The organism is Lentzea californiensis (assembly GCF_024648825.1).
GTDB lineage: Bacteria > Actinomycetota > Actinomycetes > Mycobacteriales > Pseudonocardiaceae > Lentzea > Lentzea californiensis.
The window spans coordinates 410,010-436,585 of the sequence record NZ_JANBBE010000004.1; the positions used below are offsets into that span (position 1 = coordinate 410,010).

Consider the following 26,576-nt stretch of genomic DNA (forward strand, 5'->3'; position numbering starts at 1 on the left):
GGTCAGGCCGCGAGGGAGAAGTCGTTCTGACGTGCGGTGATGCGCACGGAGTCCTGCTGTGCCGTGATGCGGACCGAGTCGTCCATGGTGATGCGGACGCTGTCGTCGTGGGCCGTGATGCGCACCGAGTCGTCGTGCGCGGTGATCCGCACGCTGTCGTCCATCGTGATGCGGACAGAGTCCTGCGCGGTGATGCGGACGCTGTCGTCGTGCGCCGTGATCCGGACCGAGTCGTCGTGCGCGGTGATGCGCACGCTGTCGTCGTGCGCGGTGATGCGCACGGAGTCGTCCATGGTGATCCGGACGGAGTCCTCACGCGCAGTGATCCTGACCGAATCCTGCTGAGCGGTGATCCGGACGGAGTCCTCACGCGCAGTGATCCGGACGGAATCGGCACACGTGATCCTGACCGAATCGCTCGCCGTGATGCGCACCGAGTCCGCCATGGTGATGCGCACGGAGTCGCGGGCCGTGATCCGCACCGAATCGGTCGCGGTAATCCGAACGGAGTCGTCCATCGTGATCCGGACGGAGTCACTCGCGGTGATACGCACTGAATCGTCCTTGTAGCTCGGAAGAGTGAAGGTCACGGCCTGGGGGCGGGTCATCGTGAACATTTTGTGTCCTCCAGCTCGTTCGGGGCGGGTGCGCAAGACCCGTATAGGTGAAAAGCTAAGAGCTGAGTGTTCCGGGAACAAGACCCCAAACCGGCACCCGTTCGCCTCCGACCGGGTGAGGGCTGACCGGGTGTAACCGCTGCGCCGCACGAGAGCACACGCTGCCCTTACCGGCCGGTATGGACACGCTCTGTAGCGTTCAACCTGATGGAACGTGACGTGCGTCATACGGCAAAAGGCGTGCATGGACGGGGTTTCCGAGCGCTCACCGGAGCTTGGGCGGTGTCGCTCGTGGGCGACGGCGTGCGCGTCGTCGCGCTGCCCTTGTTCGCCGCCGCCAGCACCCGCAGCCCGCTCGCGGTGTCCGCCGTGGCCGTGGCCCTGACCCTGCCGTGGTTGCTCGTCGCGCTGCCCGCGGGCGCCCTTGTGGACCGTTGGAGACCGAGAACCGTTGTCGTCGCGGCACATTGGCTGCGCGCCGGGGTGACCGGACTGCTCGCGCTGGCGGTCCACACCGGACACGCGACGGTCGTCGTCTTGTGCGCCACGGCTTTCGTGCTGACCTCCGCGGAGACGTTCGCGGACTCGGCCTCCCAGGTGCTGCTGGTCGAGCTCGCGGGGCCGGACGATCTGGAGGCGGCCAACGGCCGGTTCGTGACGGTCGAGACGATCGGCATGGACCTCGCCGGCCCATTGGCCGCCGCGGTGCTCTTCTGGTGGGCCCCGGCGGCTTGTTTCGCGCTCGACGCGCTGTCGTTCGTCGTCGCCGCGGTGCTCGTGTCCCGAGTGCCGGACGTCGCTCCCGACCGTTCCGGGAGCGATCTTCGCGGACAACTGGCCGAGGGTGCGCGGTTCCTGGTGCGAACTCCAGGCCTGCGGTCACTGGTAGTTGCCGTTGCAATCACAGCTGTCTGCGCGGCCGCGATCAACGCCATGATGGCGCTCTACTCCATCCAGGTACTCGGCCTCGCCGAACCGGTGGTTCCGTTCCTCGTCGTGTGCATGGCGGCCGGTGCTCTGCTAGGCGCCCGGTTGTCTCCTCTGCTCGCGGCGCGGTGGGGTGCCGGACGGGTCATGGTCGCGTTCCTGGCGTTGCTCGGTGCCGCGTTCGCGTTGTTCGGCCTCACGCCGTGGCTGCTGGTGGCGGTGCTCGCGTGCGTGTTGTGCGGGGTGGCGTCCGCCGGCTGGAACGTCCTGTCCGCGACGCGGCGGCAACGGCTCACGCCAGGTCCGATGATGGGCCGTGTGACCAGCGCTTATCGGGTGCTCGCCTGGGGACTCTCGCCGCTGGGCGCGGGCCTCGCCGGTCCGCTCGCCGACGCGACGTCGCTGGGCACCGTGTACGTCGTCGCGGGCTCGATAGTGGCATTGACTGCGATCTTGCTGGCCCGGCCGCTCGCACGCGGCTGAGTTCGGCTACCGTACCCGCCGTGACCATCGTGGAGACCGTTCTCGTCTTCGCGCTGATCCCGCTGGCGATCTACGGCGTGATCACGCTGCTGACGGTGAGGCCAAAGGCCACCCGGATTCCCCGGTACAGGCCCGGCCAGGAGTGGGGCTACGCCCCGGTGTGGTGGAGCGCGAACCCGGCGGGGTTGAGCGTCGAGCACCACAGCGCCGCCGAGCCCGGTACCTCGGGCTCGACCGCCAAGGGAGGCGCACGTGGCAACTGGTAAAGCGATCGAGGCCGTCGACCCGTCGACGCTGCCCCTCGGTGCCGTCGTGACGAACAGCGGCCGGGTGTCCGTGGCGAAGATGTACGAGCCGCACGCGCCGGAGCTGCCGTTCACGCCCGCCCAGCTCGCGCAGCTGGACGAGGCGCTGACGCTCTCCAGCCGCAGCACGGGCCTCGACTTCAGCGTGTACCTGGGCGAGCTCGGCTCGAACGCCCACGAGCGCGCGCACGAGCTGCACGGCTCCACGGAGCGTCCGTCGCACCACGTCCTCGTGGCCGTGTCGCCGGGTGAGCGCGTCGTCGAGATCGTCACGGGCGAGGAGTCGCACCGCCGTCTCGCCGACCGCGGTGCCAAGCTCGCGGTGATGAGCATGGTGGCGTCCTTCAAGGAGGGCGACCTCGCGGGCGGCCTCGTGTCGGGCCTGCGCATGCTGACCGACCAGGCGGGCCACGCGCCCCGTTCCTGATCCCCCTTCTCGAGAACGCCCCCGGCACCGAGCCGGGGGCGTTTTCTACGCGCTGACCGCGTTCTGCGCCACCACGAGGTCGGAGATCTTCTCCCACCCGAGCTTGACGTAGAGGTGCACGCCTTCGGTGGAGGCGAACAACAGCCCGGTCTCGGCCCCGTCCTTCACCGCTTCCTTCGTCAGCGCACCCATCACGACGCTGCCCAGGCCCCGCCGCCGATGCGCCTCCGCGGTCTCGATGCGGTGGGCGACCGCGTCCCGTCCGACGACGGCCATCAACCCGCTGGCCGCCACCTCGCCGTCCGCCAGCACCCGGACGCCGATCACGGGGCTCCTGGTCACCTCCACCACGTAGCCCGCGGGCGGCTCCGGTGCCGGGTGACCGGCCAGCACCCGTTGCATGAACGTCTCGTCCGGGCGGGCCACGACCAGACCGGCTGCTTCGAGTTCCTCCACCACCTTGTGGGGTGCGTGCGTGGGGACGCTCAGCCAGTTCGGTTCTCTCGACGCGGCCACGATTCTGGCCATGGCGGCGGTCTCCGCGTCGTCCGTCGCGATCCACTCGAACACCCGGTGCGGCCGGTTCACGTGGACGACCAGGTAGCGGTCGCGGTACTCGGACGTCAGCCCGTCGGCCGTGATCCAGCCGCGGTGCCAGCGCTCCACCAGTTCGCCGATCATGCCTTCTCCTCCAGTCGCAAGGTGATGCCGCGTTCCCGCATCAGTTCCACCACCTGCCGGAGGTAGCCGGGGATCGCGTCCCCGGCCACCTGCGCGTCTTTCCACACCAGGGTGAAGCCCGGCTTGACGCCCCAGCCGCCGTGCAGGCAGTCCTGCAACGCGTTGATCTCCCTGCCGTAGTAGCCACCCGGTCCCACCAGCGCCTCGTTCAACGCCAGATGCAGACTCCTCCAGTCGGTGACGTACCGGCCGTCCACTTCGTACCTGCCGCCCACCTCGTCGGACTCGAACCGCTTGCGAGCCAGGTATGTCAGGTCACCCCAGGCCTCGCGTCCGTCGTCGTCGAAGGGTGCCCAGAGGTTGCGTTCGGCCGGAACACCCTCGCGCCACAGGTCCCACACCGCACGCGCCGACGGCGCCGGGCGGTCGCGCCGGCGCGGCGGTTCCCGGGTGGGCGGCTGGTCGAGGACGACGTCGAAGAGCCCGTCGCCCAGCGCGGACGGGGTCACCGACGCGGTGTCCAGGGCGATCGGCACCTTGGCCATGACCCTGCCGTGCCGGTCCAGCGCGTGCAGGCGATCCCCGAAGGTGTACAGGTGCGAGCACTGCCGCATCGGTCGAACGCGTTCAGGGTGCTCGACCCCGATCAACGTGATGGGCGGCCACTCGTGGCCGTGCCAGGGCCGGGGAAGCCCGTCGGCGCCGAGGAACTCACCTAGTTGCTCGTCGTCGCGGAACAGCAGATGTCGTGGCGCGGGCCCGAAAGCGGAGCCGGCGTCGTCCAAGCGCACGGCCGCACTGGCGACGACGTCCACCAGCTCGGCGTTCGGCACGGTGCCGTGCACGACCAGGTCGGTGAGATCCCACCACTGCGCCTCGTCGTCCACGCACACCTCGAGCGCGAAGTCCCCGGCGAGATCCGCGAACTCGCGCGGGCACCCGCGCAACACGACTCGTTCACGCGCGACCGGCACCGGGTCGTTGAACAGCCCGTCGACGTCGATGGCGCGCGCCACGACCTCCACGACCTCGTCATCGTCGGTCTCGTGCCAGTGCACGACTTCGTAGCGGAACAAGCACACCCCCAGAAGACGGGAAGGCCCCGTGCCGCAATCAAAGCGACACGGGGCCTTCCTGCCAAGCGGATTCAGGAGCGGTCGAACTCCTGCGCGGCCAGCGCTCGCACGATGCCCGCGCGGCCCTCGGACACCAGGCGGCGCAGCGACGGCGGGTGCTCGTCGGCGAGCCACGCGTCGGCGGCCTCCACAGTGGACTTCGCGATCGACCACGCCGGGAACATGCCGACGACCATCGACTGCGCCCGCTCGGAGGAGCGGCGGTCCCACACGCCCTTCACGTCGCGGAAGTAGCGCTCGACGTACGGTGCGAGCAGCTCCTTCTGGCCGGGGTGCGAGATGCCCGCGATGATCGCCTCGCTGACCGCGTTGGGCAGGTCGTCGTCGTTGACCGCCCGGTCCCAGGCCTCGTCCTTGGCCGCGGCCGTCGGGCGCAACGCACGCGCGGACTGGGCGCGGCGGTGACCGGTGGAGGTCGGGTCGCGCTCCTCCTCGGCGTTGATCTCCGGCAGGTCCGCCTTGCCGTGGGCGACGAGCGCCTGCAGCAGACGCCAGCGCAGGTCCGTGTCGACGTCCAGGCCCTCCAGCACCGCGGTGCCGTCGTACCAGCCGCGCAGGACGTCCACAGTGGAGTCGTCGAGCACCGACGAGGTCAGCGCGTTCACGAACGCCAGCTGGTGGTCGGAGCCCGGCTCGGCCGCCTGCGCCAGTTCCAGCGCCTTCGCCACGAACCGGCGCCAGCCCTCCGGGCGCCACGAGGCGTCCGCGTAGGACGACAGCGAGGTCTGCGCCTGGAGCAGAAGCCGTTGCACCACACCGACCTCGGACTCGCGGCCCAGACCGCCGAGCACCAGGTTCACGAAGTCGCGGGCCTTCAGTTCGGCCTCGCGCGTCATCTCCCACGCGGCCGACCAGCACAGCGTGCGCGGCAGCGGCTCGGCGATGTCGGAGATGTGGTCGATCAGCCCGGCCAGCGAGTCCGGGTCGAGGCGCATCGTGCAGTACGTGAGGTCGTCGTCGTTGACCAGCACGATCTTGCCGCGGTGCACGCCGACCAGCTCGGGGACCTCGGTGCGGTCGCCCGTCACGTCCAGCTCGTGGCGGTGCGTGCGGACGAGCTTGCCCGTGCCGTCGTCGTCGTAGACGCCGATCGCGATGCGGTGCGTGCGCAGTTCGCCGGCACCCGGACGGGCGCCGCCCTGCAGCACGGCGAACTCGGTGAACTTGCCGGACGCGTCAACGGTGAACTTGGGGCGCAACAGGTTCAGGCCCGTCGTCTCCAGCCACTGCGCGCTCCACCACGACAGGTCGCGGCCCGACGCCTCCTCCAGCGCGCCCAGCAGGTCGGCCAGCGTGGCGTTGCCCCAGGCGTGCTTGCCGAAGTAGACCCGCAGGCCCGCCAGGAAGTTCTCCAGCCCGACGTACGCGACGAGCTGCTTGAGCACCGAGGCGCCCTTGGCGTAGGTGATGCCGTCGAAGTTGACCTCGACCGCCTGCACGTCGGAGATGTCGGCGGCGACCGGGTGCGTCGAGGGCAGCTGGTCTTGCCGGTACGCCCACGACTTCTCGATCTTCGCGAACGTCGTCCAGGCCTGGCGGTACTCGGTGGCCTCCGCCTGCGCGAGCACGGACGCCCAGGTGGCGAACGACTCGTTCAGCCACAGGTCGTCCCACCAGCGCATGGTCACCAGGTCGCCGAACCACATGTGCGCCATCTCGTGCAGCACGGTCTCGGCGCGGCGCTCGTAGAGGTAGCGGGTGACGCGGCTGCGGAAGACGTAGTCCTCGAGGAACGTGACGCAGCCGGCGTTCTCCATCGCGCCCGCGTTGAACTCCGGCACGAAGCACTGGTCGTACTTGCCGAACGGGTACTGCACCCCGAAGGCCTTGTGGAAGAACCCGAAGCCCTGCTTGGTCTCGGTGAAGAGCCGCTCGTGGTCCATGTGGGGAGCGAGCGAGGCGCGGCAGTAGATGCCGAGCGGGATCGTGAAGTCGCCCTCGGCGAACTCGTCGCGCCACTCGGCGTACGGGCCCGCGACCAGCGCCACGATGTAGGTCGACATCGGCTTGGTGGTGGCGAACGTGTGCACGTCCGCACCGCCCTCGCCGGCCTCCGTGGCGGTGATCTCGCCGTTGGAGATGACCTTCCAGTCGTGCGGCGCCGTCACCTTCATGGAGTAGACGGCCTTGAGGTCGGGCTGGTCGAAGCACGCGAACATGCGCTTGGCGTCCGCGGTCTCGAACTGGGAGTACAGGTACACGCCGCCGTCGACCGGGTCGACGAACCGGTGCAGGCCCTCGCCGGTGTTCATGTACCGGCAGTCGGCCTCGATCGTGAGCTCGTTGGTCTCCGCGAGGTCCGGCAGCTTGACGCCGTCCTCCTCGCGGTAGTCGGAGACGTCGAGCTCGCTGCCGTTGAGCACAGCGCGGTGCACGGTCGCCGCCACGATGTCGATCCACGAGGAAGCACCCGGAGTCCGGCTGCGGAACACCACTGTGGTGGTGGAGCGGAACGTGTCCGAACCCGGCTTTCCGCCGCCGTCGGTCAGGTCCAGCTCGATCCGGTAGGACTCCACTTCCAGCAGCTCAGCACGGTCCTGAGCCTGGTCGCGGGTGAGGTTGGGCGCGGCCACTGGTCACCTCGTCTGCCGCGCGTGTGGTTACGCGCTGACGTCGTCGGGAATGGTTATGACTCCCGCATCCAATCACGGAACCGGCGCTCGGGAAGAGATGACAGGGTGATCTGGTTGGGCTGATGGGGCGATAACGCCACCGACCGTCACTAAAGGGGCACGCATGACCGACAAGGCGAAGGTCGACTTCTACTTCGACCCTCTTTGCCCGTTCGCCTGGATCTCCTCCCGGTGGATCCTGGAGGTGGAGAAGGTCCGCGACATCGACCTGAGCTTCCACGTGATGAGCCTCGCCGTGCTGAACGAGGGCCGCGACCTGCCCGAGCAGTACCGGGAGCTCATGACCAAGGGCTGGGGCCCGGTTCGCGTGGCCATCGCCGCGGAGCAGAAGTTCGGCAACGAGGTGCTGCCGAAGCTGTACACCGCGATGGGCACGCGCATCCACAACGAGGGCAACCAGGACTTCGACGAGATCATCAAGCTCGCGCTGGCCGACGCCGAACTGCCGGCCGAGCTCGCCGAGGCCGCGCACTCGACCGAGTACGACGAGGCGCTGCGGGCTTCGCACCACCGCGGCATGGACCCGGTGGGCATGGACGTCGGCACGCCGACCATCCACATCGACGGTGTCGCGTTCTTCGGCCCGGTGCTGACGAAGATCCCGCGGGGTGAAGAGGCGGGCACGATCTTCGACGGCGCCAAGATGCTCGCCGGCTTCCCGTACTTCTTCGAGCTCAAGCGAACCCGTACGGGTGAACTCGACTTCAGCTGAGGCCGTCCGGCCCATTCGGCCGGATTTTCTGTCAGGGGTGCTTACTAGCGTCTCCTGACATGGCAGATCACCGCGTCGAAGTCGCAGTTCAGGGGCCCTGGTCCCTGGCGACCTCCAGGGCTTTCTGGGAGGGCTTCACGCCGTCGGCGCTGCCCGAGCGCGAAGGTGAGGCGCTGCGGGCGGCGTTCCTGGTCGAAGGTGAGTGGCGTCGTGCTGAGGTCTCCGTGACCCAGCACGGCGCCACTGCCGTTCTGTCCCTGTCCGGCGACGGTGATCTCGACCTGGCGGCGGCACAGGTGTGCCGGTTCCTGTCGCTGGACGTCGACGGGCGGGCCTGGCCGGAGGTCGCCTCACGTGATCCGGTGATCGCGTCGGCGCAGGCGTCTTTGCCCGGTCTGCGGCCGTGCGGCTTCTACTCGCCGTACGAGGCGGCGGCCTGGTCGGTGCTGGCGCAGCGAGTCCGCATGGCGCAGGCGGCGGCGGTGAAGGCTTCGCTGCTGCGGGACGGCGTGTTCCCCGCACCCGCGGAGTTACTGGCGCTCGACCTGGACCTGCCCGGCCGCAGACCCGAGTACCTGCGGGCGGTGGCGGAGGCGGCGCTGGACGGGCTGCTGGACGCCGTGACGTTGCGCGCGATGACACCCGCGGCCGCCGTGCTGGCGGTGCAGCAGGTCAAGGGGCTGGGACCGTTCGCGGCCGAGCTGGTCGTGCTGCGCGGGGCGAACGCTCCGGATGCCGTGCCGCACAACGAGTCTCGCCTTGCCGACGAGGTGGCCGAGCGGTACGGGCGGCCGTTGGCGGAGGTGTCCGAGGCGTGGCGGCCCTATCGGACCTGGGCCGCGGTGCACCTGCGAGTGCTGCGGGAGCGGCGGCTGGGAGGTGCGATGGCTGCTTCTGGCCGGTGAACGGCCGGCGGGCGCAGCGTCCGTGGCTCGCGGCCTCGCGAGGTGCTCGCTGTTGTGTGGCCTCTTTTGGGCGGGTGTTGTGACGCTCAGGGGGTGGCGGTCTGTTCGGCGTCAGACACGGGGCACCAAGCACCTGACGCCGGTTACCGGACACCGGACACCGGACGCGGGCGCCTGACGCCGGTTACCTGACGTGGGGCGCCTGACGTGGGGCGCCGGGCGTCAGATGCCGGGGTGTGGGGTACCGGATACCTGGCGCCGGGTGTGGCCGCTGCCTGCACGGCTTCTCCGGCCACCGGCCTGACCACCACTTCTCCCGTTCAGCACCCAGGTCGGCGTGACCCGCGCAAGCAGATGTGACAGTGTGGACCACATCAGCGTTGCAAGTGTCACATCCGCTTGGAGGGCTCTCGTGATCGAGGTCGTCAACCCCGCCACCGAGGAAGTCATCGGCACGCTCGCCGAGGGCACACCGGCCGACGTCGACGCGGCCGTGGCCGCGGCGGTCAAGGCGTTCCCCGCGTGGGCGGAGACCTCGGCGGACGAACGGGCGAAGGTCGTCCGGGCGATCATCGGCGGGCTGAAGGAGCGGGCCGGTGAGCTCGCGGCGGCCATGACCCGGGAGATGGGCACGCCGCTCACCTTCAGCCAGAAGGTGCAGGTCGCGAACCCCGTCGCCATCGCGGAGGGTGTCGCGGACGTGCTGGAACGCGGGTACTTCGAGCCCGAGGAGATCGGCAACTCGCTGGTCTTCCGCGAGCCGGTCGGGGTGGTCGCGGCCATCACGCCGTGGAACTTCCCGTTGCAGCAGATGGTCGCGAAGGTCGTGCCGGCGCTCGCGGCGGGCAACACCGTGGTGCTCAAGCCGAGCGAGCTCGCGCCGCGCACCGCCGACCTGCTGGGCGAGGTCGTCTCGGCCGCCACTCCGGCCGGGGTGTTCCAGCTGGTGCACGGCACCGGGGCGGTGGTCGGCGAGGCGCTGGCCGCGCATCCGGACGTGGACATGGTGTCGTTCACCGGTTCCACGAAGGCCGGGCGGCGGGTGTCCGCGGCGGCCGCGGAGACGGTGAAGCGGGTCGCGCTCGAACTGGGCGGCAAGTCCGCGTGCGTCGTGCTCGACGACGCCGACCTCGGGCGGGCGGTGAAGATCGCGGTCGCGAACTCGTTCATGAACAACGGTCAGGCCTGCAGCGCGTGGACCCGGTTGCTGGTGCCTGCCGAGCGTCACGACGAGGCCGTCGAGCTGGCCGCGCAGGCCGCGAAGAAGTACACGCCCGCGGATCCGGCCGAGCCGTCCACCCGGATCGGGCCGGCGGTGTCGAAGGCGCAGCGCGACCGGGTCGTCGGGTACATCCGCAAGGGTGTCGAGGAAGGTGCGACGCTGGCCGCCGGCGGGCCCGAAGCGCCGTTGCCGCAGGGGTTCTACGTCGCGCCGACGGTGTTCGGCGGGGTGACGCCGGAGATGACGATCGCGCAGGAGGAGATCTTCGGGCCGGTGCTGTCGGTCATGCCGTACGCCGACGAGGACGACGCGGTGCGGATCGCGAACTCGACCATCTACGGGCTGGCGGGCGCCGTGTTCTCCGCGGACACCGAGCGCGCCCTGCGGGTCGCCCGGCGGCTGCGCACCGGGCAGGTCGACATCAACGCCGCCGCGTTCAACACGAGCGCGCCGTTCGGCGGGTACCGGCAGTCGGGCAACGGGCGCGAGTTCGGCAGGTTCGGGCTGGACGAGTTCTGCGAGGTCAAGTCGGTCCAGCGGTAATCGAGCTGCGAGTCGCGCCGCACCCGCGTATCACTGCTGGTATGGCTGACTCGGCGCTGAGCGTCCGGACCATCGACGAATCCGATCTCCCCGACTTCCAGCGGGTGATGGCCTGGGCGTTCCTCGGCGATCATTCGGGGGAGGACAGCAAGTGGCTCAAGGTCCTCGAACGGGACCGGGCGCACGCGGTGTTCGACGGCGACGAGATGATCGGCACCGCCGGGATCCTGACCCGCGAGATCACCGTTCCCGGTGGTCGTCAGGCCCCGGCGGGCGCGGTGACCGTGGTGTCGGTGAAGCCGGGTCATCGGCGTCGTGGCGTGGCGTCGTTGCTGATGAAGACGCAACTGCACGGCATGCACGAGAGTGGTGAGGCGCTCGCGATGCTGTGGGCGTCGGAGGGCTCCATCTACCGCAGGTACGGCTACGGCGAGTTCGCGACAAGTATTGCCATGCTCACGATGCCCACGCGTATGGCGTTCCACCCTGGTGTGCACGTCAGCGACGCACGGATCCGTCAGGTGTCGCGAGAAGAAGCGCTGCCCGTCATGCGTGAGTTCCACGAGCAGGTGCGGACGACGCGCGTCGGCTGGCTGAGCCGCGTCGAGCACACCTGGGACGTCCACCTCGCGGACCGCGAGGTGGACCGCGACGGGCTCACCTCGTACCGCTACTGCCTGCATCCCGAGGGCTATGTGGTGTTCCGGGTCAAGGGGAACCGCGATCCGGGCGGCCCGGCCAACGAGCTGCACGTGCGCGAGCTGGTGTGCACGACCGAACAGGCCTACGCCGACCTCTACCGGTTCCTGCTGGACATGGACCTTGCCGGGGAGATCTCCTTCTACACCGCCTGGGACGACCCGATCACGCACATGGTCGACAACCCGCGGAAGGTGCGGCGCGAGGCCGGAGACGCGTTGTGGGTGCGCCTCGTCGACGTCGACCGGGCGCTGCCGCTGCGCACCTATTCGTCCGATGTGGACAGTGTGCTCGAGGTCGAGGACTCGTTCTGCCCGTGGAACTCCGGCCGCTGGCGCTTCACGGTCAAGGGCGGCGAAGCGACGGTGGCGCGCACCGAGGACCCCGCCGACGTGTCGCTGGACGTCGCCGCACTCGGCAGTGCTTTCCTCGGCGGCGTACGGCTTTCCGTGCTCAAGCGGGCACACCGCGTGGTCGAGCACACGCCCGGACACGTGGACGCGCTGACGACGGCGTTCCTCGGTGTGACTGAGCCGCACTGCCCCGAGGTGTTCTGACGGAACTCACGGCGGTCGTTGCTCGTTGACGGATTACCTGGTGTGGGAGGTAATGCCGTGGGCACCATCGTGTGGGTCGTAGTACTGGTATTGCTCGTCGCGGGCGTGTTCTACCTGGTCAGCCAGAGCAACGCGCGCAAGGCGCGGGAGCTCGACGACGCCAAGGCGGAAGCGCGCCGCTGGGTCGAGCGGCTGGGCGGGCAGGTGATGAGCCTCACCGGCAGCAACGCCGCCTCGACGCAGGCGATGGCCGACGCGTCCGAGCGCTTCACCGCCGCGGGCTCGCAGATGGAGCAGGCCCGCACGATCCCGCAGGCCCGGCTGGTCACCGAGACCGCGATGGAGGGCCTGCACTACGTGCGCGCGGCGCGGGAGGCCATGGGCATGGACCCCGGCCCCGCACTGCCCGAGAGCGCGGCCCAGAAGCAGGCGGGTGCCGTCAGCGAGGACCGCCAGGTCGCCGTCGAGGGTCACCAGTACGCGGCGTCGCCGAACTCCGGTTCGGGCACGCCCTACTACTACCCCGGCGGTGTGGTCGCCGGACGCCCGGTGCCGCGTGGCTGGTACTCCGAGCCGTGGTGGAAGCCAGCGCTCGTGGCCGGTGCCTGGGGCGTCGGCACGTTCCTGCTGATGGACGCCATGTTCTCCGGAATGCACGGTGTCGGTGACTACGGCATGGGCGACATGGGCATGGGTGACGCCGGCATGGGTGACGTGGGCGGTGTCGCCGACGCGGGCGACACCGGTGGCTTCGACTTCGGCGACATGGGCGGCGGGTTCGACTTCTAGGGCTGGCAGGCAGGGCACCAGAAGAGGTTGCGGGCCGCCAGTTCGGTGGTCAGGACCTCGGTGCCGCAGACCAGGCACGGCTCCCCGGCACGGCGGTAGACGTACACCTCACCGCCGTGCCGGTCCACGCGTGGCGCGCGGCCCATGGCACGGGGCATGTGCTCGGAGCGGACGGTGTTGATCTGCCCGACCTTCACGCCGTCCTTCATCAGCACGACCAGGTCAGCCCAGATCGCGTCCCACAGCTCGCGGCTGACCTTGTTGCCGGCCAGCAGCGGGTTCACGTTGTGCCGGAACAGCACCTCGGCGCGGTAGACGTTGCCGACCCCCGCGAGGACGCTCTGGTCCATCAGCAGCACGGCCAGCGACTGCTTCGACCGGATGATCCGCTGGTAGGCGCGGTCCGAGTCGGCGTCGCGGCGCAACGGGTCGGGCCCCAGCCGGTCGCGGATCGCCTTGACCTCGGCCTTGTTCAGCACCTCGCACGCGGTCGGGCCGCGCAGGTCCGTCCAGTGCGTCTCGCCGACCATGCGCATGCGGACCTGGCCGACGGGCAGCAGGACCGGCAGCGGTGACTCGGTGAACGTCCCGTAGAGACCGAGGTGGACGTGCACGATCGCGTCCGGGCCGTAGACGTGGAACAGGTGCTTGCCGTGCGCCTCCGCGCGAACGAGCGTGCGTCCGTCCACAAGGGACGCCGAGAAGCGTCCCTGCGGACTGGTGACGGACACGGGCCTGCCCGCGTACCGGCGCTGGTGCAGCCGCGCGAGGCGGTGCAGCGTGTGGCCCTCAGGCACGGTCTTCGTAGGCGCTGACCTGGTCGATCCGGCGCTGGTGGCGCGGCTCGCCCGAGAACGGCGTCTCGAGGAAGGCCGACACGATCTCGGTCGCCTCCTCGGCGGTGTGCTGGCGGGCGCCGATGCCGACGAGCAGGGCGTCGTTGTGCTGGCGGGCGAGCTGCGCGGTGTCGACGTTCCACGCCAGCGCGGCGCGGGCGCCCTTCACCTTGTTCGCGGCGATCTGCTCGCCGTTGCCCGAGCCACCGATCACGACGCCGAGGCTGCCGGGGTCGGCGACGACCTTCTCGGCCGCGTCGACGCAGAACGACACGTAGTCGTCCAGCGCGTCGTACTCGTGGGCGCCGACGTCGACGACGTCGTAGCCCTGCTCGGTGAGAGCGGTGGACAGGTGGGACTTCAGCTCGAAGCCAGCGTGGTCTGCTGCCAGATAAACGCGCACGTCAAGGAGTCTGACACGCTGGTGGGCGTGTTCAGCCAGGAGGGGTACCAGCTGAGGCTGGAATGGGGGCCCGAGGGCGTCGACGCCCTGCGGGGCTGTGACGTGCTGGTCATCGTCGACGTGCTGTCGTTCACGACGTCCGTCGACCTGGTGGTGGGCAACGGCGGCCAGGTGCGCCCGTCGCGGTGGAGGCCCTCGTCGGGGAGGACTCTGCGACCAGCGTCACTCACCGGGGAGACCGGACTGGTCGAGCTGCCGTCGCCGAACGGCTCGAACCTGTGCTTCCTCGCCGCCGAGACCGGTGCCCACGTGCTCGCGGCCTGCCTGCGCAACGCCACGGCGGTGGCCAGGCGGGCGCAGGAGCTGGGAGGGACCATCGGGGTGATCCCCGGCGGCGAGCGGTGGGGGCTCGACATCCTCCACTCGGGACCGCGCGAGTTCGGGCCGTTGCGGCCGTGCGTCGAGGACTACCTGGGCGCCGGAGCGGTGCTGGCCGCGCTGACGGGTACGGCGTCGCCGGAGGCCAGGCTCGCGGCCACCGCGTTCCGGACCACCGACGTGCCTGCCGCGGTGAGGGGTTGCGGGTCGGGACGGGAGCTGGTCGAGAACGGCCACTCCGCCGACGTCGACCTCGCGGTGCGGATCAACGTCAGCACCGCCGCTCCCGTGCTGGTCGACGGGGTGCTGCGGTGATCGAGATCGCGGACGGCGTCTTCATCCGCCGGCACACCGAACTCGACCTCACGCTGGGTCTCGTCACCGGGTCGGGCGACTCGCTGCTCGTGGACTCCGGCATTGACTTCGCCCTCGCGCGGGAGGTCCGGCCGTCGCGGATCGTGTTGACGCACAACCACTTCGACCACGTGCTGGCCACCGAGGCGTTCCTGCCGTGCGAGGTGTGGGCGCACGAGGGCTGCGTGGTGGACGAGTCGCTGCTCGAAGACCGTGCCAAGTACTACGACGAACCGTTCGAGGGCACGCTCGTCGCGCCCACGCACACGTTCCGCGACACCGTCACGCTGGACGTCGGCGGCCGCCGGGTCGACCTGCACCACTTCGGCCCCGCGCACACCTCGCACGACGTGGTCGTGCACGTGCCGGACGCCGGCGTCGTGTTCGCGGGCGATCTGGTGGAACAGGGCGCTCCGGCCCAGGCGGGCCCGGACGCGACGCCGGAGAACTGGCGCCACGTCCTCGGCCTGCTGCTGGAACTCGCACCGCGGATCGTCGTGCCGGGCCACGGTGACCCGGTCGACGCGAGGTTCGTGCGGGAGATGGCTATCCCGGAGGCCACGTGAGACCGCGTCCACCGAGGACGTGGCAGTGCACGTGGAAGACGGTCTGGCCACCGTCGCGGCCGGTGTTGAAGACGAGGCGGTAGCCGGACTCGTCGATCCCCTCGGCCTTCGCGACCTGGTGCGCGGTGGCGAGGACCTGCCCCGCGAGCACCGGGCCGACGTCGCCGATCGCCGTGTGGTGTTCCTTGGGGATCACCAGGACGTGCGTGGGCGCCTTGGGGTCGATGTCGCGGAACGCGAGCGTCGTGTCGGTCTCCGCCACGACGGTCGCCGGGATCTCGCCCGCGACGATGCGGCAGAACAGGCAATCGGTCACAACGGCATCGTATTGGTCCCCCAAGGACTCTGGTGCCGTTGCTCGCCGCGGACTACTCATGGCGGCGTGAAGGGCGCCAAACTGCTGCTCGTCGTGCGGTGCCTCATCAGCTTCGCGATCGGCGTGCTGCTCGTGGTCCTCGCGATCCGCTTCGGTGAGGTGCTCTGGCGCGCCGTCCAGTAGCGGCTCAGCGGACGAAGCAGAACTCGTTGCCCTCCGGGTCGCGCATCACCTGGAAGCTGCCCTTCTCGTCGGTGTGCACGACACCTTCGCGGGTCGCCCCGAGGCTCACCGCCTTCACGACCGCCGCCTCGATGTCCTCGACCTCGAAGTCGAGGTGGAACCGGTTCTTCACGTCCTTGCGCTCCGGCACCGGCTGGAACGACATCCGCACGCCACCGGGCGGCTCGACGTGCGACCAGCCGTGCTCGCGGTCCACCGGTTCACCGCCGAGCAGTTCCGCCCAGAACCGCACGAGCCGGCCGGGGTCGTTGCTGTCGAGCACGATCTGTTCGAGCCTCACGTCTCCACCAGGTTCTCTCGGGCCCAGTCACAACACAGGTCGAGCAGTCCGAGCACCCTGCGCCCCTGCTCCGTCAACTCGTACTCGACCCGCGGCGGGTTTTCCGCGAACGCCTCGCGCGAAACCGTGCCCTCGCGCTCCATCGCCCGCAACGTCTCGGCGAGCACCTTGGGCGTCACGCCCGGCATCGTGGCGCGGAGCCCGGTGAACCGCCGCCGCCCGTCCTGCAACGCCCGCAGCACGTGCGCGGTCCACTTGTCACCGATCTGGTACGGCAGGTCGTGGGTGCATTTCACCTGCTCACCCCCGATATCGTTGCGGGAACCGGACCCCCGCACCCTACCTTCGCGCCCATGGCGAAGATCGTTGTTTTCGGAGCGTCCGGCAAGGCCGGCAAGGAGATCGCGGCCGTCGCGGAAGCCCGCGGCCACCAGGTGACCAGGATCGGGCGCGACCCCGGTGTGCAGGCCGCGGCCGAGGTGGCGGCGGGCCACGACGTGGCGGTGAGCTCGGTGGCCGACCTCTCCCGCGACCCGGCCGAGTTCTACACCGAGGCGGCCCGCGCCCTCGTCGCGTCCGGTGCAGGCCGGATCATCGTGGTCGGCATCTACACGTTGCTGGAGACCGCACCGGGCGTGCGCGTCGTCGACGGCCCGGACTTCCCCGCCGAGCACAGGCCGTTCTGCCTGGGGCACGCCGCGGGCGTCGAGGTGCTGGCCGAATCCGCGGCGGACTGGCTGGTGATGAGCCCGTCCGGCAACTTCGGCGGCACGTCCACGGGCACGTACCGCCTGGCCCCGGCCGATCCGGCGGACGAACTGACCTACGAGGACTTCGCGCTGGCCGTGGTGGACGAGATCGACGACCCGGCGCACCGCCGCACGCAGATCGGCATCGCCTCGGCGTGACCCAGCTCACTGAGCGGGGCTGACCATTTCGGAGGGGCAACCCAGATGGGGGTTCCGGGGGCGGCCCCCGGCGTGAGGTCTGGGGGCTCGGCCCCCAGAGAAATGACGAGAGGCCGGCCCGGTCTGCGCTCTCCGCAGACATGGGCCGACCTCGGTCGCGAGCGGGCGACGGGAATCGAACCCGCGTAGCTAGTTTGGAAGACTAGGGCTCTACCATTGAGCTACGCCCGCGTTGCCACCCCCGTGTGGGGCTGCGATCAATACTTTAGCGGGTGGCGGTAAGATGAGTGCAACCGGGGCGTGGCGCAGCTTGGTAGCGCACCCGCTTTGGGAGCGGGGGGTCGCAGGTTCAAATCCTGTCGCCCCGACGGTTGACGAAAACCCGCAGCGACTCGTTCGCTGCGGGTTTTCGCATTCAGGCCAGGTAGCGGCTTGCCCAGGCCGCGAGCACCTCCGCCACGTACGCGGCGTCCGCGCGGTCGGTCAGCAGGTGGTCGGCGCCGTCGAGCGAGACGAACGACTTGGGGTGGCGCGCCGAGTCGAAGACGAGCCTGGCGTTGTCGATGCCCACCGTGTCGTCCTGCGGGGAGTGCATGACGAGCAGCGCCCGGTCCAGGCCGGAGATGCACGCGGTCTGGTTCTGCTGGTTGATGTCGAGCAGGAAGCCGTTGCTGATCCGGAACGGGCGGCCGGCCAGCTGGACCTCGGCGACGCCCAGCGACTCGATCTGCTCCTTGGACGAGCCGAGCAGGTGTTCGACGTGCGAGGTGTCGAAGGGCGCGCCGATCGTCACGACGGCCTTCACCTCCGGGATCTGGTGTGCGGCGGCCAGCACCGCGGCGCCGCCCAGCGAATGTCCGATGAGGACGCTCGGGGCTCCGATGGTGTCGCGCAGGTGGCCCGCGGCGCAGACGAGGTCGTCGACGTTGGACGTGAACGTGGTGTTGGCGAAGTCGCCGTCGGACTGGCCGAGGCCGGTGAAGTCGAACCGCAGCACCGCGACTCCGCGTTCGGCCAGGCGGCGGGAGATCCGGCCGGCGGCCACCGAGTCCTTGCCGCAGGTGAAGCAGTGCGCGAACACGGCGGTGGCCACGACGTCGCCTGCGGGCAGCTCGAGGCGGCCCGCCAGTGCCTGGCCGTCGATGCCCGCGAAGACCGCTTTCCGGTTGTCCATGACCTCTATGGTGCGTCACGTGCGCTACCAGTACCTCGACGCCCGGCTGCGGCAGGCTTTCGACGACGCCGGGCTCGATCGCGGGCAGCGGGCGTTGTTGCAGGGTGTGCTGCGTGCGCTCGACCCCGACGCGCACCTCGGCGAGCACGTCGCGGGGCTCAACAGCGCGTACCTCGCCGTCACTCGGGTTCAGACCGCGCTGGAGAGTCATGCGACCGAGGACCAGCCGCGGTGGAACCTGTTGCGGCGCATCATCGCCACCTCGCTCGCGTGCATGGACGCCGCCAAACCCGCCTATGCCCACGGCGGCGGGCTGGAACTCGCCAAGGCCCGCAGGGTCCTGGTGAAGGTCGACGCGGCCATCGCCGCCGACGGCCAGAGGTTCGATCCCCAGGTGGCGGCCGACGCCGCGGCGAAGCTCGATCCGAAGAAGTTGCGCGGCGCGGTGCGGAAGTGGATCACTCCACTGTGGAACGGAGTCGAGCTCCCATTGCGCGCCAGAATGATCGCCGAGGTCGCGGTGGTCGTGGCGGTGCACGGCAGGGACGGCAGGCAGCTCAGGACGGACCTGCTGCGGTGTCTCAAGAAGCGCGGTGATCTCGCCGAGGTGCTGTGGCCCCGCAGGCAGAAGCACGTCGTCGCGTTCGTGGTGAGAGGTGCCCGGGTGCTCCGGCACCTGGACGGGTTGTTGCCCGGTGCGCGGCAGGAGCCGTTGCACCGCAACAGGTTGCCGAAGGACGACTTCCTGAAGGAGGCGGTCAGCGGGTCGTCGGTGCTGGTGCGGGTGCCGGTCGAGGCGGCGGACGTGCACACGGCGGCGCTGAGGGGCCGCCGGATTCTCAGCGAGGTTCTCGACCAGTACGCGGCGGGGGAGCGGCTCACCGAACTGACCATCGCGCCGGTCTGGCAGGTCAGCGAGCCGGGCGGACGGGTCACGCGCGGTACCGAGCACCGGCGCACGGTCGGCAACGCCTACCCGCTCACCGCGTACTGGCCCGCGGAGCTGCGCAGTGCGATGCGGGTGGCGAACCTGGCACGGCAGGTCGACGCGCCGATGGCCAGCGCGGGGCTCGCGTGGAGTGCGCTGGAGGCGACCGGGCTGGATCCGGGCAAGATCGCGTGGCTGGCCAAGGCCTGTGCGCTGCAGATGCTGCGCCAGCACCTCGTCAGCCTGCACGTCGTGGTCACCAACCACGACACGGACCTGCGCAAACCGCTCGACGCGCACGTGCCGACCACCGGCGTGAAGCACCACCTGAAGTCGGTGGACGCCTGGCTGGAGGCACTCATCCGCCACAACCGCCCTGACGCCCGGCTCGACGCCGCCCAGAAGGCCATCACCGCGCTCGCCGAGAGCGAGGGTGGTCTCGTGCAGGACCTCACGGAACTCTGGCGCGCCAGGCTCGCCGACTCGAAGGTCCTGGCGGGCTGGCTGCGCGAGCAGGAGGACACCGCCGCCGCGCTGCTGGAGTGGCTCTACGTCACCAGGAACCTGGCGTTCCACGCGGGACGGTTCGCCTCGCCCGCCGACACGCTGACCGCGCACGCCGGGCAGGCCGTCGCCGACCTCACGCTCGAGTTCCTCGGGAACTGGCGGACGGTCGAGCGGCGGAGCGGGCGGGAGACCTCCGCCGTGGAGATCTACCGCCGGCTCGCGCAACGTCAGGACCAGCTGGTGGCACGGCTCAAGCGAGCGGGGTCCGTGCGCAGGCTCAGCGTCGAGGACATCTCCGGGCCCGACGAGAAGTGGTGGTCGCGCGGCCGGAGTTGAGGCCGATAGTTACGGCTTGGCCTTCGTCAGCCAGTCCTCGACCCGGTCCGGGTTCGCCTCGACCCACCGCTTCGCCGCCTCGTCGGGCGACATCTTGTACTTGGCGATGAACGACGCGACCGTGTCCTGCTCGTCGTTGCTCCATTGGAAGTTCTGCACGAGCCTGGCCGCGGGGCCGCGCTTGTCCATGAACTTCTTCGACGCGATCTTGTCGAGCTCGTAGCGCGGGTAGTCGCAGGCGACCTTGGCCGGGTCCGCGTCACATCCCGCCGTGTACTCGGGCAGCTCGATCTTCACCAGCTCGATGTCGAGGTGCAGCCACTGCGGCTCGAAGAAGTAGCCGATGAGCGGCGTCTTCTTCTCCTGCGCCTGGCGGAACGCCTTGATCGAGGCTTCCTCGCTGCCCGCGTAGACGACCTTGTAGTTGAGGTTCAGGTTCTTGACCAGGGCCTCGTCGTTCGTCACGAACGAGGGGTCGCCGTCGAGCACCTGGCCCTTGCCCTCGGACTGGACGGTCTTGAACTTCTCCGCGTACTTGTTGAGGTTCTGCCAGTTCGTGATGTCCGGGAATTCCTTCTTCATCCACGGCGGCACGTACCAGCCGATCACACCCTTGTTGCCGGACGGGCCCACCCGCACTGCGGTGTGCTTCTCCTCGATGTACTTCTGCTTCAGGTCCTCATGACCCCAGTTCTCCAGGATCACGTCGATCTCGCCGGAGTCGAGGCCCTGCCAGGCCGTCTGCTCGTCGACTTCCTTCTTCGTCACCTTGCAGCCGAGCCGCTTCTCGGCGAGGTACGCGACCACGGCCGCGTTCGCCGCGTAGCCGACCCACGGGTTGACCGCGATGGTGATGGAGTCGCAGGGCTCGGTGGGTGCTGCCGAACTGGAGCGCGGTGACGCCGTCGATCCACTGCCGCAACCGGCAAGTGTCAACAGGAACGTCATTGCCAGAGCGATTCTGGGGGCTTGCACGAACAGCTCCTCGTCGGGGGGAAGAACGGTGCAGGAGACCGCTCAGTTCACTTTTTCCCCATCGATCAGACCTAGTCAAGTCATGGGATGATTGGTTGTCCACAAAGGATTTTATTTGTACCGGCCCTTGACCGTATCCGTGCGAAGGTCAATGCTGTCGCGCATCGAGAAACGGTGTGCGCAGTCCGCAACAGGTCGGAGTGGTTTGGCGTGGATCCCGTGATTTCGGTCAGGGACCTGTGGAAGGTGTTTGGCCCCAAGGCATCTCAGCTGGCGGCCTCGGACGAGCTCAAAGCCTTGTCACGGCAGGAGTTGATGGAACGCACGGGTTCCGTCGCCGCCGTGCGGGGAGTGGACTTCGACGTCGCTCCCGGCGAGATGTTCGTGGTGATGGGACTGTCCGGTTCGGGTAAGTCCACACTGGTGCGTTGTCTCACGCGGCTGGTGGAACCGACCGCGGGCACGATCATGTTCGAAGGCGAGAACATTCTCGAAGCGGACCCGAAACGCCTGCGCGACCTGCGCAGGAACAAGTTCTCCATGGTGTTCCAGCACTTCGGTCTGCTCCCGCACCGGACCGTCGCCGAGAACGTCGGTTACGGACTGGAAATCCGCGGGGTACCGCGCGCGAAACGCGGGGAGCGCTCCCAGGAAGTGATCGACCTGGTGGGACTGTCCGGAAACGAGAAGTCCTATCCGGATCAGCTCTCCGGGGGTATGCAGCAACGCGTCGGTCTCGCGCGCGCACTCGCCGGAGATCCCGATGTCCTGTTCTTCGACGAACCCTTCTCCGCGCTCGACCCGCTGATCCGGCGGGACATGCAGTCCGAGGTGATCAGGCTGCACCGCGAGGTCGGCAAGACGATGGTCTTCATCACCCACGACCTGAACGAGGCGCTGAAACTGGGTGACCGCATCCTGATCATGCGCGACGGCGAGGTCGTGCAGGTCGGCACCGGTGACGAGCTCGTCGGCGCACCTGCGGACGACTACGTGCGCGATTTCGTGCGGGACGTGCCCAAGTCGCACGTGCTGACGCTGAAGTGGATCATGCGTCCGCCACGCCCGGACGACGAGCTCGACGGGCCCGAGCTGTCGCCGGAAACCGTGGTGCGGGAGGCCGTCCGCAGCGTGCTGAGCGCGGACAAGCCGGTGAAGGTCGTGCGGAACGGCGAGTTGCTCGGTGTGGTCGCGGACGAGGAGATCCTCGGGGTCGTGGCCGGGGAGGCGTGACATGGTCGCCGTCGCCGCCGCTCGGCAGCCACCTCGGGTGTTCCAGCACAAGAAGTCCCTGATCTTCGCCGGCGTCGTGCTGGCCTGGCTGGCGCTGTGGCTGGTGTTCCGCAACGCCTGGACGCTCTCGCTCGGCGCCGCCGACCTCACCCCGTTGCACCGGTGGATCAACGAGGTCAACGACGCCGTCGGCGCGTCCAGGAACTCGAACCCGCTGTTCCTCTACTTCTTCAACGAGATCCGGCTCGTCATCGACGAGTTCGTGACCTTCATCCAGGCCCTGATCGCGCAGCCGTCGTTCGGCCGGCCCGTGCCGGTGATCGGCTGGCTCGGCGTGGTCGCGATCGCCGGCTTCGTCAGCCTCGTGGTGGCCGGCTGGCGGATCGCGCTGCTCGCCGTCGCGGGCTTCGTGTTCCTCGGCCTGCAGGGCCTGTGGCAGGAGAGCATGGACACGCTCTCGCTGACCCTCGCCGCGGTCGTGATCTCGTTGCTCGTCGGCATTCCGCTGGGAATCTGGGCGGGACTGTCCGATCGGGCCAACCGGATCCTCACACCGGTGCTCGACTTCATGCAGACCATGCCGACGTTCGTGTACCTGGCGCCGTTGACGTTGTTCTTCCTCATCGGCCCCGCCTCGGCGACGATCGCGACGCTGATCTACGCGGCACCGCCCGCGATCCGGATCACCGCGCACGCCATCCGCTCGGTGCCGCGCAACACCGTCGAGGCGAGTGAGTCCCTTGGTGCGACGCGGAGCCAGACGCTGGTGAAGGTGCTGCTGCCGTCCGCGCGCAAGACGATCGTGCTCGGCGTCAACCAGACGATCATGGCCGCGCTGGCCATGGTCACGATCGCCGCGCTGATCGACGCGCCGGGCCTCGGCAAGACCGTCGTGAAGGCGTTGCAGACCCTCGACGTCGGCACGGCGTTCAACGCGGGCCTCGCGATCGTGGTGCTGGCGATCGTGCTGGACCGCGTGACGACGGCCGCCGCGAGTGAGCGCCGCACGCTTCCGCGCTGGGCGCTGTTCGGCGGTCTCGGCGTCACCGGTGTCTGCGTCTACCTCTCCTACACCTACCTGTGGGCGGCGGAGTTCCAGTCGGACGTGGAGATCGGCACCGCGATCCGCAAGGGCGCGACCGCCGTGACGGAGTGGGCACAGGACTCGCTGCCGGTGATCACGGACGGCTTCAAGGACTTCGTCACGTTCGCGTTGATCAACCCGTTGCAGGCGCTGCTGGCCGAGTCGCCGTGGTTCCTGGTGGCGCTGGTGATCGTCGCGCTGTCGTTCATGATCGGCGGTGTGCGGCCCGCGATCGTCTCGGCCGTGTGCGTCGGTCTGCTGATCGCGACGGGCCTGTGGCAGGACTCGATGATCACGCTGGCGTCGACGCTGGTCGCCACGATCATGGTGATGGTCCTGGGCGTGGTCGTGGGTGTCTGGATGGGACGGAGCACGCGTGCCGACCGGTTCATCCGGCCGGTCCTCGACGCCGCCCAGGTGATGCCCGCCTTCGTCTACCTGGTGCCGTTCCTGGCGTTGTTCTCCGCGTCGCGCTTCACGGCGATCATCGCGGCCGTGGTGTTCGCGGCGCCGGTGGCCATCAAGATCATCGCGGACGGCATCCGCGCGGTGTCGCCCGCGACCGTCGAGGCGTCCACGGCGCTGGGGTCGAGCTCGTGGCAGACGATCGTGAAGGTGCAGTTGCCCATGGCACGCGGCGCGCTGACCCTCGCCGCCAACCAGGGACTGATCTACGTGCTCTCGATGGTCGTCGTCGGCGGTCTCGTCGGCGCCGGCGCGCTCGGCTACGACGTGGTGGCCGGGTTCTCGCAGGGCCAGTTGTACGGCAAGGGGCTCGCGGCCGGCGTCGCGATCGTCGTGCTGGGCGTGATGCTCGACCGCCTCACCCAGGCGGCCGCCAAGCGGTGGACCAACTAGGAGGTCTGGACAGTGGCAAGGCATAACGTGCTCGGAGCAGTGCTCGTGGGAGCACTCGCCCTGGCTGGTTGCGGTGGCGCCAAGGTCGGTGACACCTCCTCGGGTGCGACCGGCGACTGCGGCACGTTCAACCTCGCGATCAACCCGTGGGTCGGTTACGAGGCGAACGCGGCTGTTCTCGCGTACGTGGCCGAGAAGGAGCTCAAGTGCAAGGTCACCAAGAAGGAGCTCAAAGAAGAGGTGGCCTGGCAGGGCTTCGGCACGGGTGAGGTCGACGCCGTCGTGGAGAACTGGGGCCACGACGACCTGCGCAAGAAGTACATCGACGAGCAGAAGACCGCCGTCAGCGCGGGGTCCACGGGCGTGAAGGGGCAGATCGGCTGGTACGTGCCGCCGTGGCTCGCCAAGGAGCACCCCGACATCCTCGACTGGAACAACCTCAACAAGTACGCGGACAAGTTCAAGACCTCGGAGTCCGGCGACAAGGGCCAGCTGCTCGACGGCGACCCGTCGTTCGTGACCAACGACGAGGCTCTGGTGAAGAACCTGAACCTCAACTACAAGGTCGTCTACGGCGGCAGCGAGACCGCGCTGATCCAGGCCTTCCGCCAGGCGGAGAAGGACAAGAAGTGGGTTCTGGGCTACTTCTACTCGCCGCAGTGGCTGCTCAACGAGGTCAAACTCGAGAAGGTGAAGCTGCCCGCGTACACGCCGGGCTGTGACGCCGACGCGGAGAAGATCGCCTGCGACTACCCGGACTACGACCTCGACAAGCTCGTGTCCAAGAAGTTCGCCGACGCCAACGGCCCGGCCTTCCAGCTGGTCAAGAACTTCAAGTGGACCAACGAGGACCAGAACACCGTGGCGAAGTACATCGCCGAGGACAAGATGAAGCCCGAGGACGCCGCCAAGAAGTGGGCGGACGCCAACGCCGACAAGGTCAAGGCCTGGCTCCCCAAGGCCTGATCAAAGCACGGGTCGTAGGGGGTGTGGTTCCTGGACGAGAGGAACCGCACCCCCTACGACCACCCCCGGCATCACGCAGCCTGTGGCCCGGCGGGAACCTCAGGCTCGTGGCGGTGTGTCATGCGGTGCCACCACGAACGCGGCTTCCCGCCGCTGCGGTAGTACTCGCGGGTCAGGCGGGCGTCCTCCCGCAGGGCTGCCTGCCGGTAGTCCATCTCCGCCTTGATCGCTTCGGGCGTCCACTCCATGTGACTCACTCCTCGGTTCGTCTTCCTGATGACGATGAGATTGCGCCTGAGGGGTGACCCCTTACATCGGACGATCACCCAAGGTCGCGCCGTGAGACCCCTTACGTCGGACCCCGGTAGCCGGATCAGCGGATCCCGGCAGGGCGGGTAAGGGACCACGATCGAGGGCATGACTGTCGCCCACTTACCCATGCGACCTGCAAAGTTCTTCGATCCCGCCACCGAGGTCCACTTCGACGAGGCACTCGACACCTGGCACGTCTTCAGCCTCGGCGACGTCCAGCGGGTGCTCTCCGACGAGGAGCACTTCTCGTCCGGCTACGGCCTCGACGACGAGACCAGGCCGCTCGCCAACCCCGTGCTGAGCGGCATGTGGGCCGCGGACGGGCAGCGCCATCGCGACCTGAGGGCCGCGGTCGCCGACCCGTTCAGCCCGCGGGTGATGTCCCGGCTGGAGACGCAGATCCGCACCATCGCCACCGAGCTGGTCGACGGGCTCGAACCCGGCGGCTTCGACGTGGTCCCGCGCGTTGCCAAGCCGTTGCCCACCAGGGTGATATGCCACCTGCTCGGCCTCGACCTCAGCGTCGAGGAGCGGATGACCGAGTGGCTGGAGCAGTGGTACCAGGACTCCGTCACGACCAACACCGTGCCGCGGCAGGCCGAGATGGCGGAGTTCTTCGCCGCCGAGCTCGACCGCCAGCGCGCGGAGCCGGGTGACGGGCTGATCGCCGAGCTGCTCGCCGTGCAGGCCACCGGCTATCGGGTCGGCGGCAGGCCGATGTCGGACTGGGACCTCATCGGCTACTGCGCGATGCTGCTCGGCGCCGGCGTGGACACGACCGCCGCGACGATCCCGAACGCCGTGCTGTTCCTGACCGAGTTCGGCTGCTGGGAGGAACTGCGCGCGGACCCGTCGCTGATCCCGGGGGCGATCGAGGAGACCATGCGCTGGTACCCGATCTTCCCGGCCCCGCGCAGGCTGGTGCTGCGGGACGTCACGATCGGCGGCCAGGAGATCAGAGCGGGGCAGTGGGTGAGCGGGTGGCTCAGCGCGGCCAACCGCGATCCCGCGCGCTACGCCGAGCCGGACACGTTCGACATCCGGCGCCGGACGCGGATCATGAGTTTCGGGCACGGGCCGCATCACTGCCTGGGCGCCGGGCTCGCGCGGCTGGAGAAACGCGTGTTGCTCGAAGAGATGGTGCGCCGGCTTCCCTTGCTGCGCAGGGACACCGGCGCACCGCTCGTGCGGCGTCAGTGGATGCTCGACAACCTCGAGACAGCCACCTTCCGCTTCGACTAGAAGCTCGTACGACAGAGCCCTCCTGCCCCGAGACCGGGACA

Annotated in this window: 28 protein-coding genes and 2 tRNA genes; 17 read left to right on the plus strand and 13 right to left on the minus strand. The window is 69.1% G+C overall.

Annotated features, from left to right (window positions below; all coding sequences use genetic code 11):
* Window positions 1-2: 2 nt before the first annotated feature.
* The gene (locus tag LX88_RS44330) at window positions 3-554 is read right to left on the minus strand and encodes a DUF2345 domain-containing protein (protein ID WP_258949091.1); all 552 of its coding nucleotides are present in this window, start codon (window positions 552-554) and stop codon (window positions 3-5) included.
* 270 nt (window positions 555-824) lie between these two features.
* On the opposite strand from LX88_RS44330, the gene LX88_RS18960 reads away from it, so the two are divergent.
* Genes LX88_RS18960 through LX88_RS18970 form a run of 3 tightly spaced genes read left to right on the plus strand, consistent with a single transcriptional unit; the run spans window position 825 to window position 2,759 of the window.
* Entirely contained in the window at window positions 825-2,027 is a 1,203-nt protein-coding gene (locus LX88_RS18960; RefSeq protein WP_258949092.1) for an MFS transporter, read from the plus strand.
* 20 nt (window positions 2,028-2,047) lie between these two features.
* A complete protein-coding gene (gene ctaJ / locus LX88_RS18965; protein WP_258949093.1) occupies window positions 2,048-2,293 on the plus strand; it encodes an aa3-type cytochrome oxidase subunit CtaJ in 246 nt (81 codons plus the stop codon).
* On the plus strand, window positions 2,280-2,759 hold the full coding sequence (locus tag LX88_RS18970) for a DUF5130 family protein (protein WP_258949094.1): 480 nt from the start codon (window positions 2,280-2,282) through the stop codon (window positions 2,757-2,759). The genes ctaJ and LX88_RS18970 overlap by 14 nt, the downstream gene beginning before the upstream one ends.
* Window positions 2,760-2,804: 45 nt before the next feature.
* Here the strand turns inward: LX88_RS18970 and LX88_RS18975 are convergent, their stop codons facing one another.
* The 3 genes from LX88_RS18975 to pepN all read right to left on the minus strand — a co-directional run bounded on the left by LX88_RS18975 (window position 2,805) and on the right by pepN (window position 7,149).
* The gene (locus tag LX88_RS18975) at window positions 2,805-3,440 is read right to left on the minus strand and encodes a GNAT family N-acetyltransferase (RefSeq protein ID WP_258949095.1); all 636 of its coding nucleotides are present in this window, start codon (window positions 3,438-3,440) and stop codon (window positions 2,805-2,807) included.
* The gene (locus LX88_RS18980; protein ID WP_258949096.1) at window positions 3,437-4,516 is read right to left on the minus strand and encodes a barstar family protein; all 1,080 of its coding nucleotides are present in this window, start codon (window positions 4,514-4,516) and stop codon (window positions 3,437-3,439) included. Before LX88_RS18980 ends, LX88_RS18975 begins: the two co-directional genes overlap by 4 nt.
* Window positions 4,517-4,587: 71 nt before the next feature.
* Window positions 4,588-7,149, minus strand: a complete 2,562-nt coding sequence (gene pepN / locus LX88_RS18985; RefSeq protein WP_258949097.1) for an aminopeptidase N — start codon at window positions 7,147-7,149, stop codon at window positions 4,588-4,590.
* A gap of 163 nt (window positions 7,150-7,312) precedes the next feature.
* Between pepN and LX88_RS18990 the strand changes: the two genes are divergently transcribed.
* From LX88_RS18990 to LX88_RS19010, 5 genes are all read left to right on the plus strand, one after another.
* A complete protein-coding gene (locus LX88_RS18990; protein ID WP_258949098.1) occupies window positions 7,313-7,921 on the plus strand; it encodes a mycothiol-dependent nitroreductase Rv2466c family protein in 609 nt (202 codons plus the stop codon).
* A 59-nt stretch (window positions 7,922-7,980) separates the two neighbouring features.
* Complete coding sequence (locus LX88_RS18995) at window positions 7,981-8,826, plus strand: DNA-3-methyladenine glycosylase family protein (RefSeq protein WP_258949099.1); 846 nt, start codon at window positions 7,981-7,983, stop codon at window positions 8,824-8,826.
* A gap of 412 nt (window positions 8,827-9,238) precedes the next feature.
* Entirely contained in the window at window positions 9,239-10,591 is a 1,353-nt protein-coding gene (locus LX88_RS19000; protein WP_258949100.1) for an aldehyde dehydrogenase family protein, read from the plus strand.
* 41 nt (window positions 10,592-10,632) lie between these two features.
* Window positions 10,633-11,847 carry a GNAT family N-acetyltransferase gene (locus tag LX88_RS19005; RefSeq protein ID WP_258949101.1) on the plus strand — a complete coding sequence of 405 codons (1,215 nt, stop codon included), beginning with the start codon at window positions 10,633-10,635 and terminating at the stop codon, window positions 11,845-11,847.
* A 57-nt stretch (window positions 11,848-11,904) separates the two neighbouring features.
* Window positions 11,905-12,636 (plus strand): hypothetical protein, encoded by a 732-nt coding sequence (locus tag LX88_RS19010; protein WP_258949102.1) that lies wholly within the window; start codon window positions 11,905-11,907, stop codon window positions 12,634-12,636.
* Here the strand turns inward: LX88_RS19010 and LX88_RS19015 are convergent.
* Window positions 12,633-13,433, minus strand: a complete 801-nt coding sequence (locus LX88_RS19015) for an Fpg/Nei family DNA glycosylase (protein WP_258949103.1) — start codon at window positions 13,431-13,433, stop codon at window positions 12,633-12,635. The genes LX88_RS19010 and LX88_RS19015 overlap by 4 nt on opposite strands.
* Window positions 13,426-13,875, minus strand: a complete 450-nt coding sequence (locus tag LX88_RS19020; protein ID WP_258949104.1) for a ribose-5-phosphate isomerase — start codon at window positions 13,873-13,875, stop codon at window positions 13,426-13,428. The genes LX88_RS19015 and LX88_RS19020 overlap by 8 nt, the downstream gene beginning before the upstream one ends.
* 27 nt (window positions 13,876-13,902) lie before the next feature.
* Between LX88_RS19020 and LX88_RS19025 the strand changes: the two genes are divergently transcribed.
* A complete protein-coding gene (locus LX88_RS19025) occupies window positions 13,903-14,568 on the plus strand; it encodes a 2-phosphosulfolactate phosphatase (protein ID WP_443674877.1) in 666 nt (221 codons plus the stop codon).
* Window positions 14,565-15,173 carry an MBL fold metallo-hydrolase gene (locus tag LX88_RS19030; protein WP_258949106.1) on the plus strand — a complete coding sequence of 203 codons (609 nt, stop codon included), beginning with the start codon at window positions 14,565-14,567 and terminating at the stop codon, window positions 15,171-15,173. Before LX88_RS19025 ends, LX88_RS19030 begins: the two co-directional genes overlap by 4 nt.
* Here the strand turns inward: LX88_RS19030 and LX88_RS19035 are convergent.
* The 3 genes from LX88_RS19035 to LX88_RS19045 form a co-directional block, all read right to left on the minus strand.
* Window positions 15,154-15,489: a histidine triad nucleotide-binding protein gene (locus tag LX88_RS19035; protein ID WP_372511354.1), complete on the minus strand. Its 336-nt coding sequence runs from the start codon at window positions 15,487-15,489 to the stop codon at window positions 15,154-15,156. The two genes, LX88_RS19030 and LX88_RS19035, sit on opposite strands and share 20 nt — an antisense overlap.
* Before the next feature lie 187 nt (window positions 15,490-15,676).
* Window positions 15,677-16,012, minus strand: coding sequence for a VOC family protein (locus LX88_RS19040; RefSeq protein WP_090071273.1), 336 nt, complete (start codon window positions 16,010-16,012; stop codon window positions 15,677-15,679).
* Window positions 16,009-16,308, minus strand: a complete 300-nt coding sequence (locus LX88_RS19045; protein ID WP_258949108.1) for a winged helix-turn-helix transcriptional regulator — start codon at window positions 16,306-16,308, stop codon at window positions 16,009-16,011. The genes LX88_RS19040 and LX88_RS19045 overlap by 4 nt, the downstream gene beginning before the upstream one ends.
* Before the next feature lie 57 nt (window positions 16,309-16,365).
* Here LX88_RS19045 and LX88_RS19050 point away from each other — a divergent pair, with 57 nt between their 5' ends.
* Window positions 16,366-16,920, plus strand: a complete 555-nt coding sequence (locus LX88_RS19050) for an NAD(P)-dependent oxidoreductase (protein ID WP_258949109.1) — start codon at window positions 16,366-16,368, stop codon at window positions 16,918-16,920.
* Between the two features lie 160 nt (window positions 16,921-17,080).
* Here LX88_RS19050 and LX88_RS19055 read toward each other — a convergent pair.
* Window positions 17,081-17,151, minus strand: a tRNA-Gly gene (locus LX88_RS19055).
* 63 nt (window positions 17,152-17,214) lie between these two features.
* On the opposite strand from LX88_RS19055, the gene LX88_RS19060 reads away from it, so the two are divergent.
* Window positions 17,215-17,288, plus strand: a tRNA-Pro gene (locus LX88_RS19060).
* A 47-nt stretch (window positions 17,289-17,335) separates the two neighbouring features.
* Here the strand turns inward: LX88_RS19060 and LX88_RS19065 are convergent.
* Window positions 17,336-18,094 carry an alpha/beta hydrolase family protein gene (locus LX88_RS19065; protein WP_258949110.1) on the minus strand — a complete coding sequence of 253 codons (759 nt, stop codon included), beginning with the start codon at window positions 18,092-18,094 and terminating at the stop codon, window positions 17,336-17,338.
* 19 nt (window positions 18,095-18,113) lie between these two features.
* Between LX88_RS19065 and LX88_RS19070 the strand changes: the two genes are divergently transcribed.
* Window positions 18,114-19,865: a hypothetical protein gene (locus LX88_RS19070; protein ID WP_258949111.1), complete on the plus strand. Its 1,752-nt coding sequence runs from the start codon at window positions 18,114-18,116 to the stop codon at window positions 19,863-19,865.
* A 9-nt stretch (window positions 19,866-19,874) separates the two neighbouring features.
* Here the strand turns inward: LX88_RS19070 and LX88_RS19075 are convergent, their stop codons facing one another.
* The gene (locus LX88_RS19075) at window positions 19,875-20,813 is read right to left on the minus strand and encodes an ABC transporter substrate-binding protein (protein WP_258949112.1); all 939 of its coding nucleotides are present in this window, start codon (window positions 20,811-20,813) and stop codon (window positions 19,875-19,877) included.
* Window positions 20,814-21,155: 342 nt separating this feature from the next.
* On the opposite strand from LX88_RS19075, the gene LX88_RS19080 reads away from it, so the two are divergent.
* Genes LX88_RS19080 through LX88_RS19090 form a run of 3 tightly spaced genes read left to right on the plus strand, consistent with a single transcriptional unit; the run spans window position 21,156 to window position 24,981 of the window.
* Window positions 21,156-22,073, plus strand: a complete 918-nt coding sequence (locus LX88_RS19080; protein WP_258949113.1) for a quaternary amine ABC transporter ATP-binding protein — start codon at window positions 21,156-21,158, stop codon at window positions 22,071-22,073.
* 1 nt (window position 22,074) lies between these two features.
* Window positions 22,075-24,015, plus strand: a complete 1,941-nt coding sequence (locus LX88_RS19085) for an ABC transporter permease (RefSeq protein WP_258949114.1) — start codon at window positions 22,075-22,077, stop codon at window positions 24,013-24,015.
* Between the two features lie 12 nt (window positions 24,016-24,027).
* Window positions 24,028-24,981, plus strand: a complete 954-nt coding sequence (locus tag LX88_RS19090; protein WP_258949115.1) for an ABC transporter substrate-binding protein — start codon at window positions 24,028-24,030, stop codon at window positions 24,979-24,981.
* A gap of 71 nt (window positions 24,982-25,052) precedes the next feature.
* Here the strand turns inward: LX88_RS19090 and LX88_RS19095 are convergent, their stop codons facing one another.
* Entirely contained in the window at window positions 25,053-25,229 is a 177-nt protein-coding gene (locus LX88_RS19095) for a hypothetical protein (RefSeq protein WP_258949116.1), read from the minus strand.
* Between the two features lie 169 nt (window positions 25,230-25,398).
* Between LX88_RS19095 and LX88_RS19100 the strand changes: the two genes are divergently transcribed.
* Window positions 25,399-26,535 carry a cytochrome P450 gene (locus LX88_RS19100; RefSeq protein ID WP_258949117.1) on the plus strand — a complete coding sequence of 379 codons (1,137 nt, stop codon included), beginning with the start codon at window positions 25,399-25,401 and terminating at the stop codon, window positions 26,533-26,535.
* The last annotated feature ends 41 nt before the right edge of the window (window positions 26,536-26,576 follow it).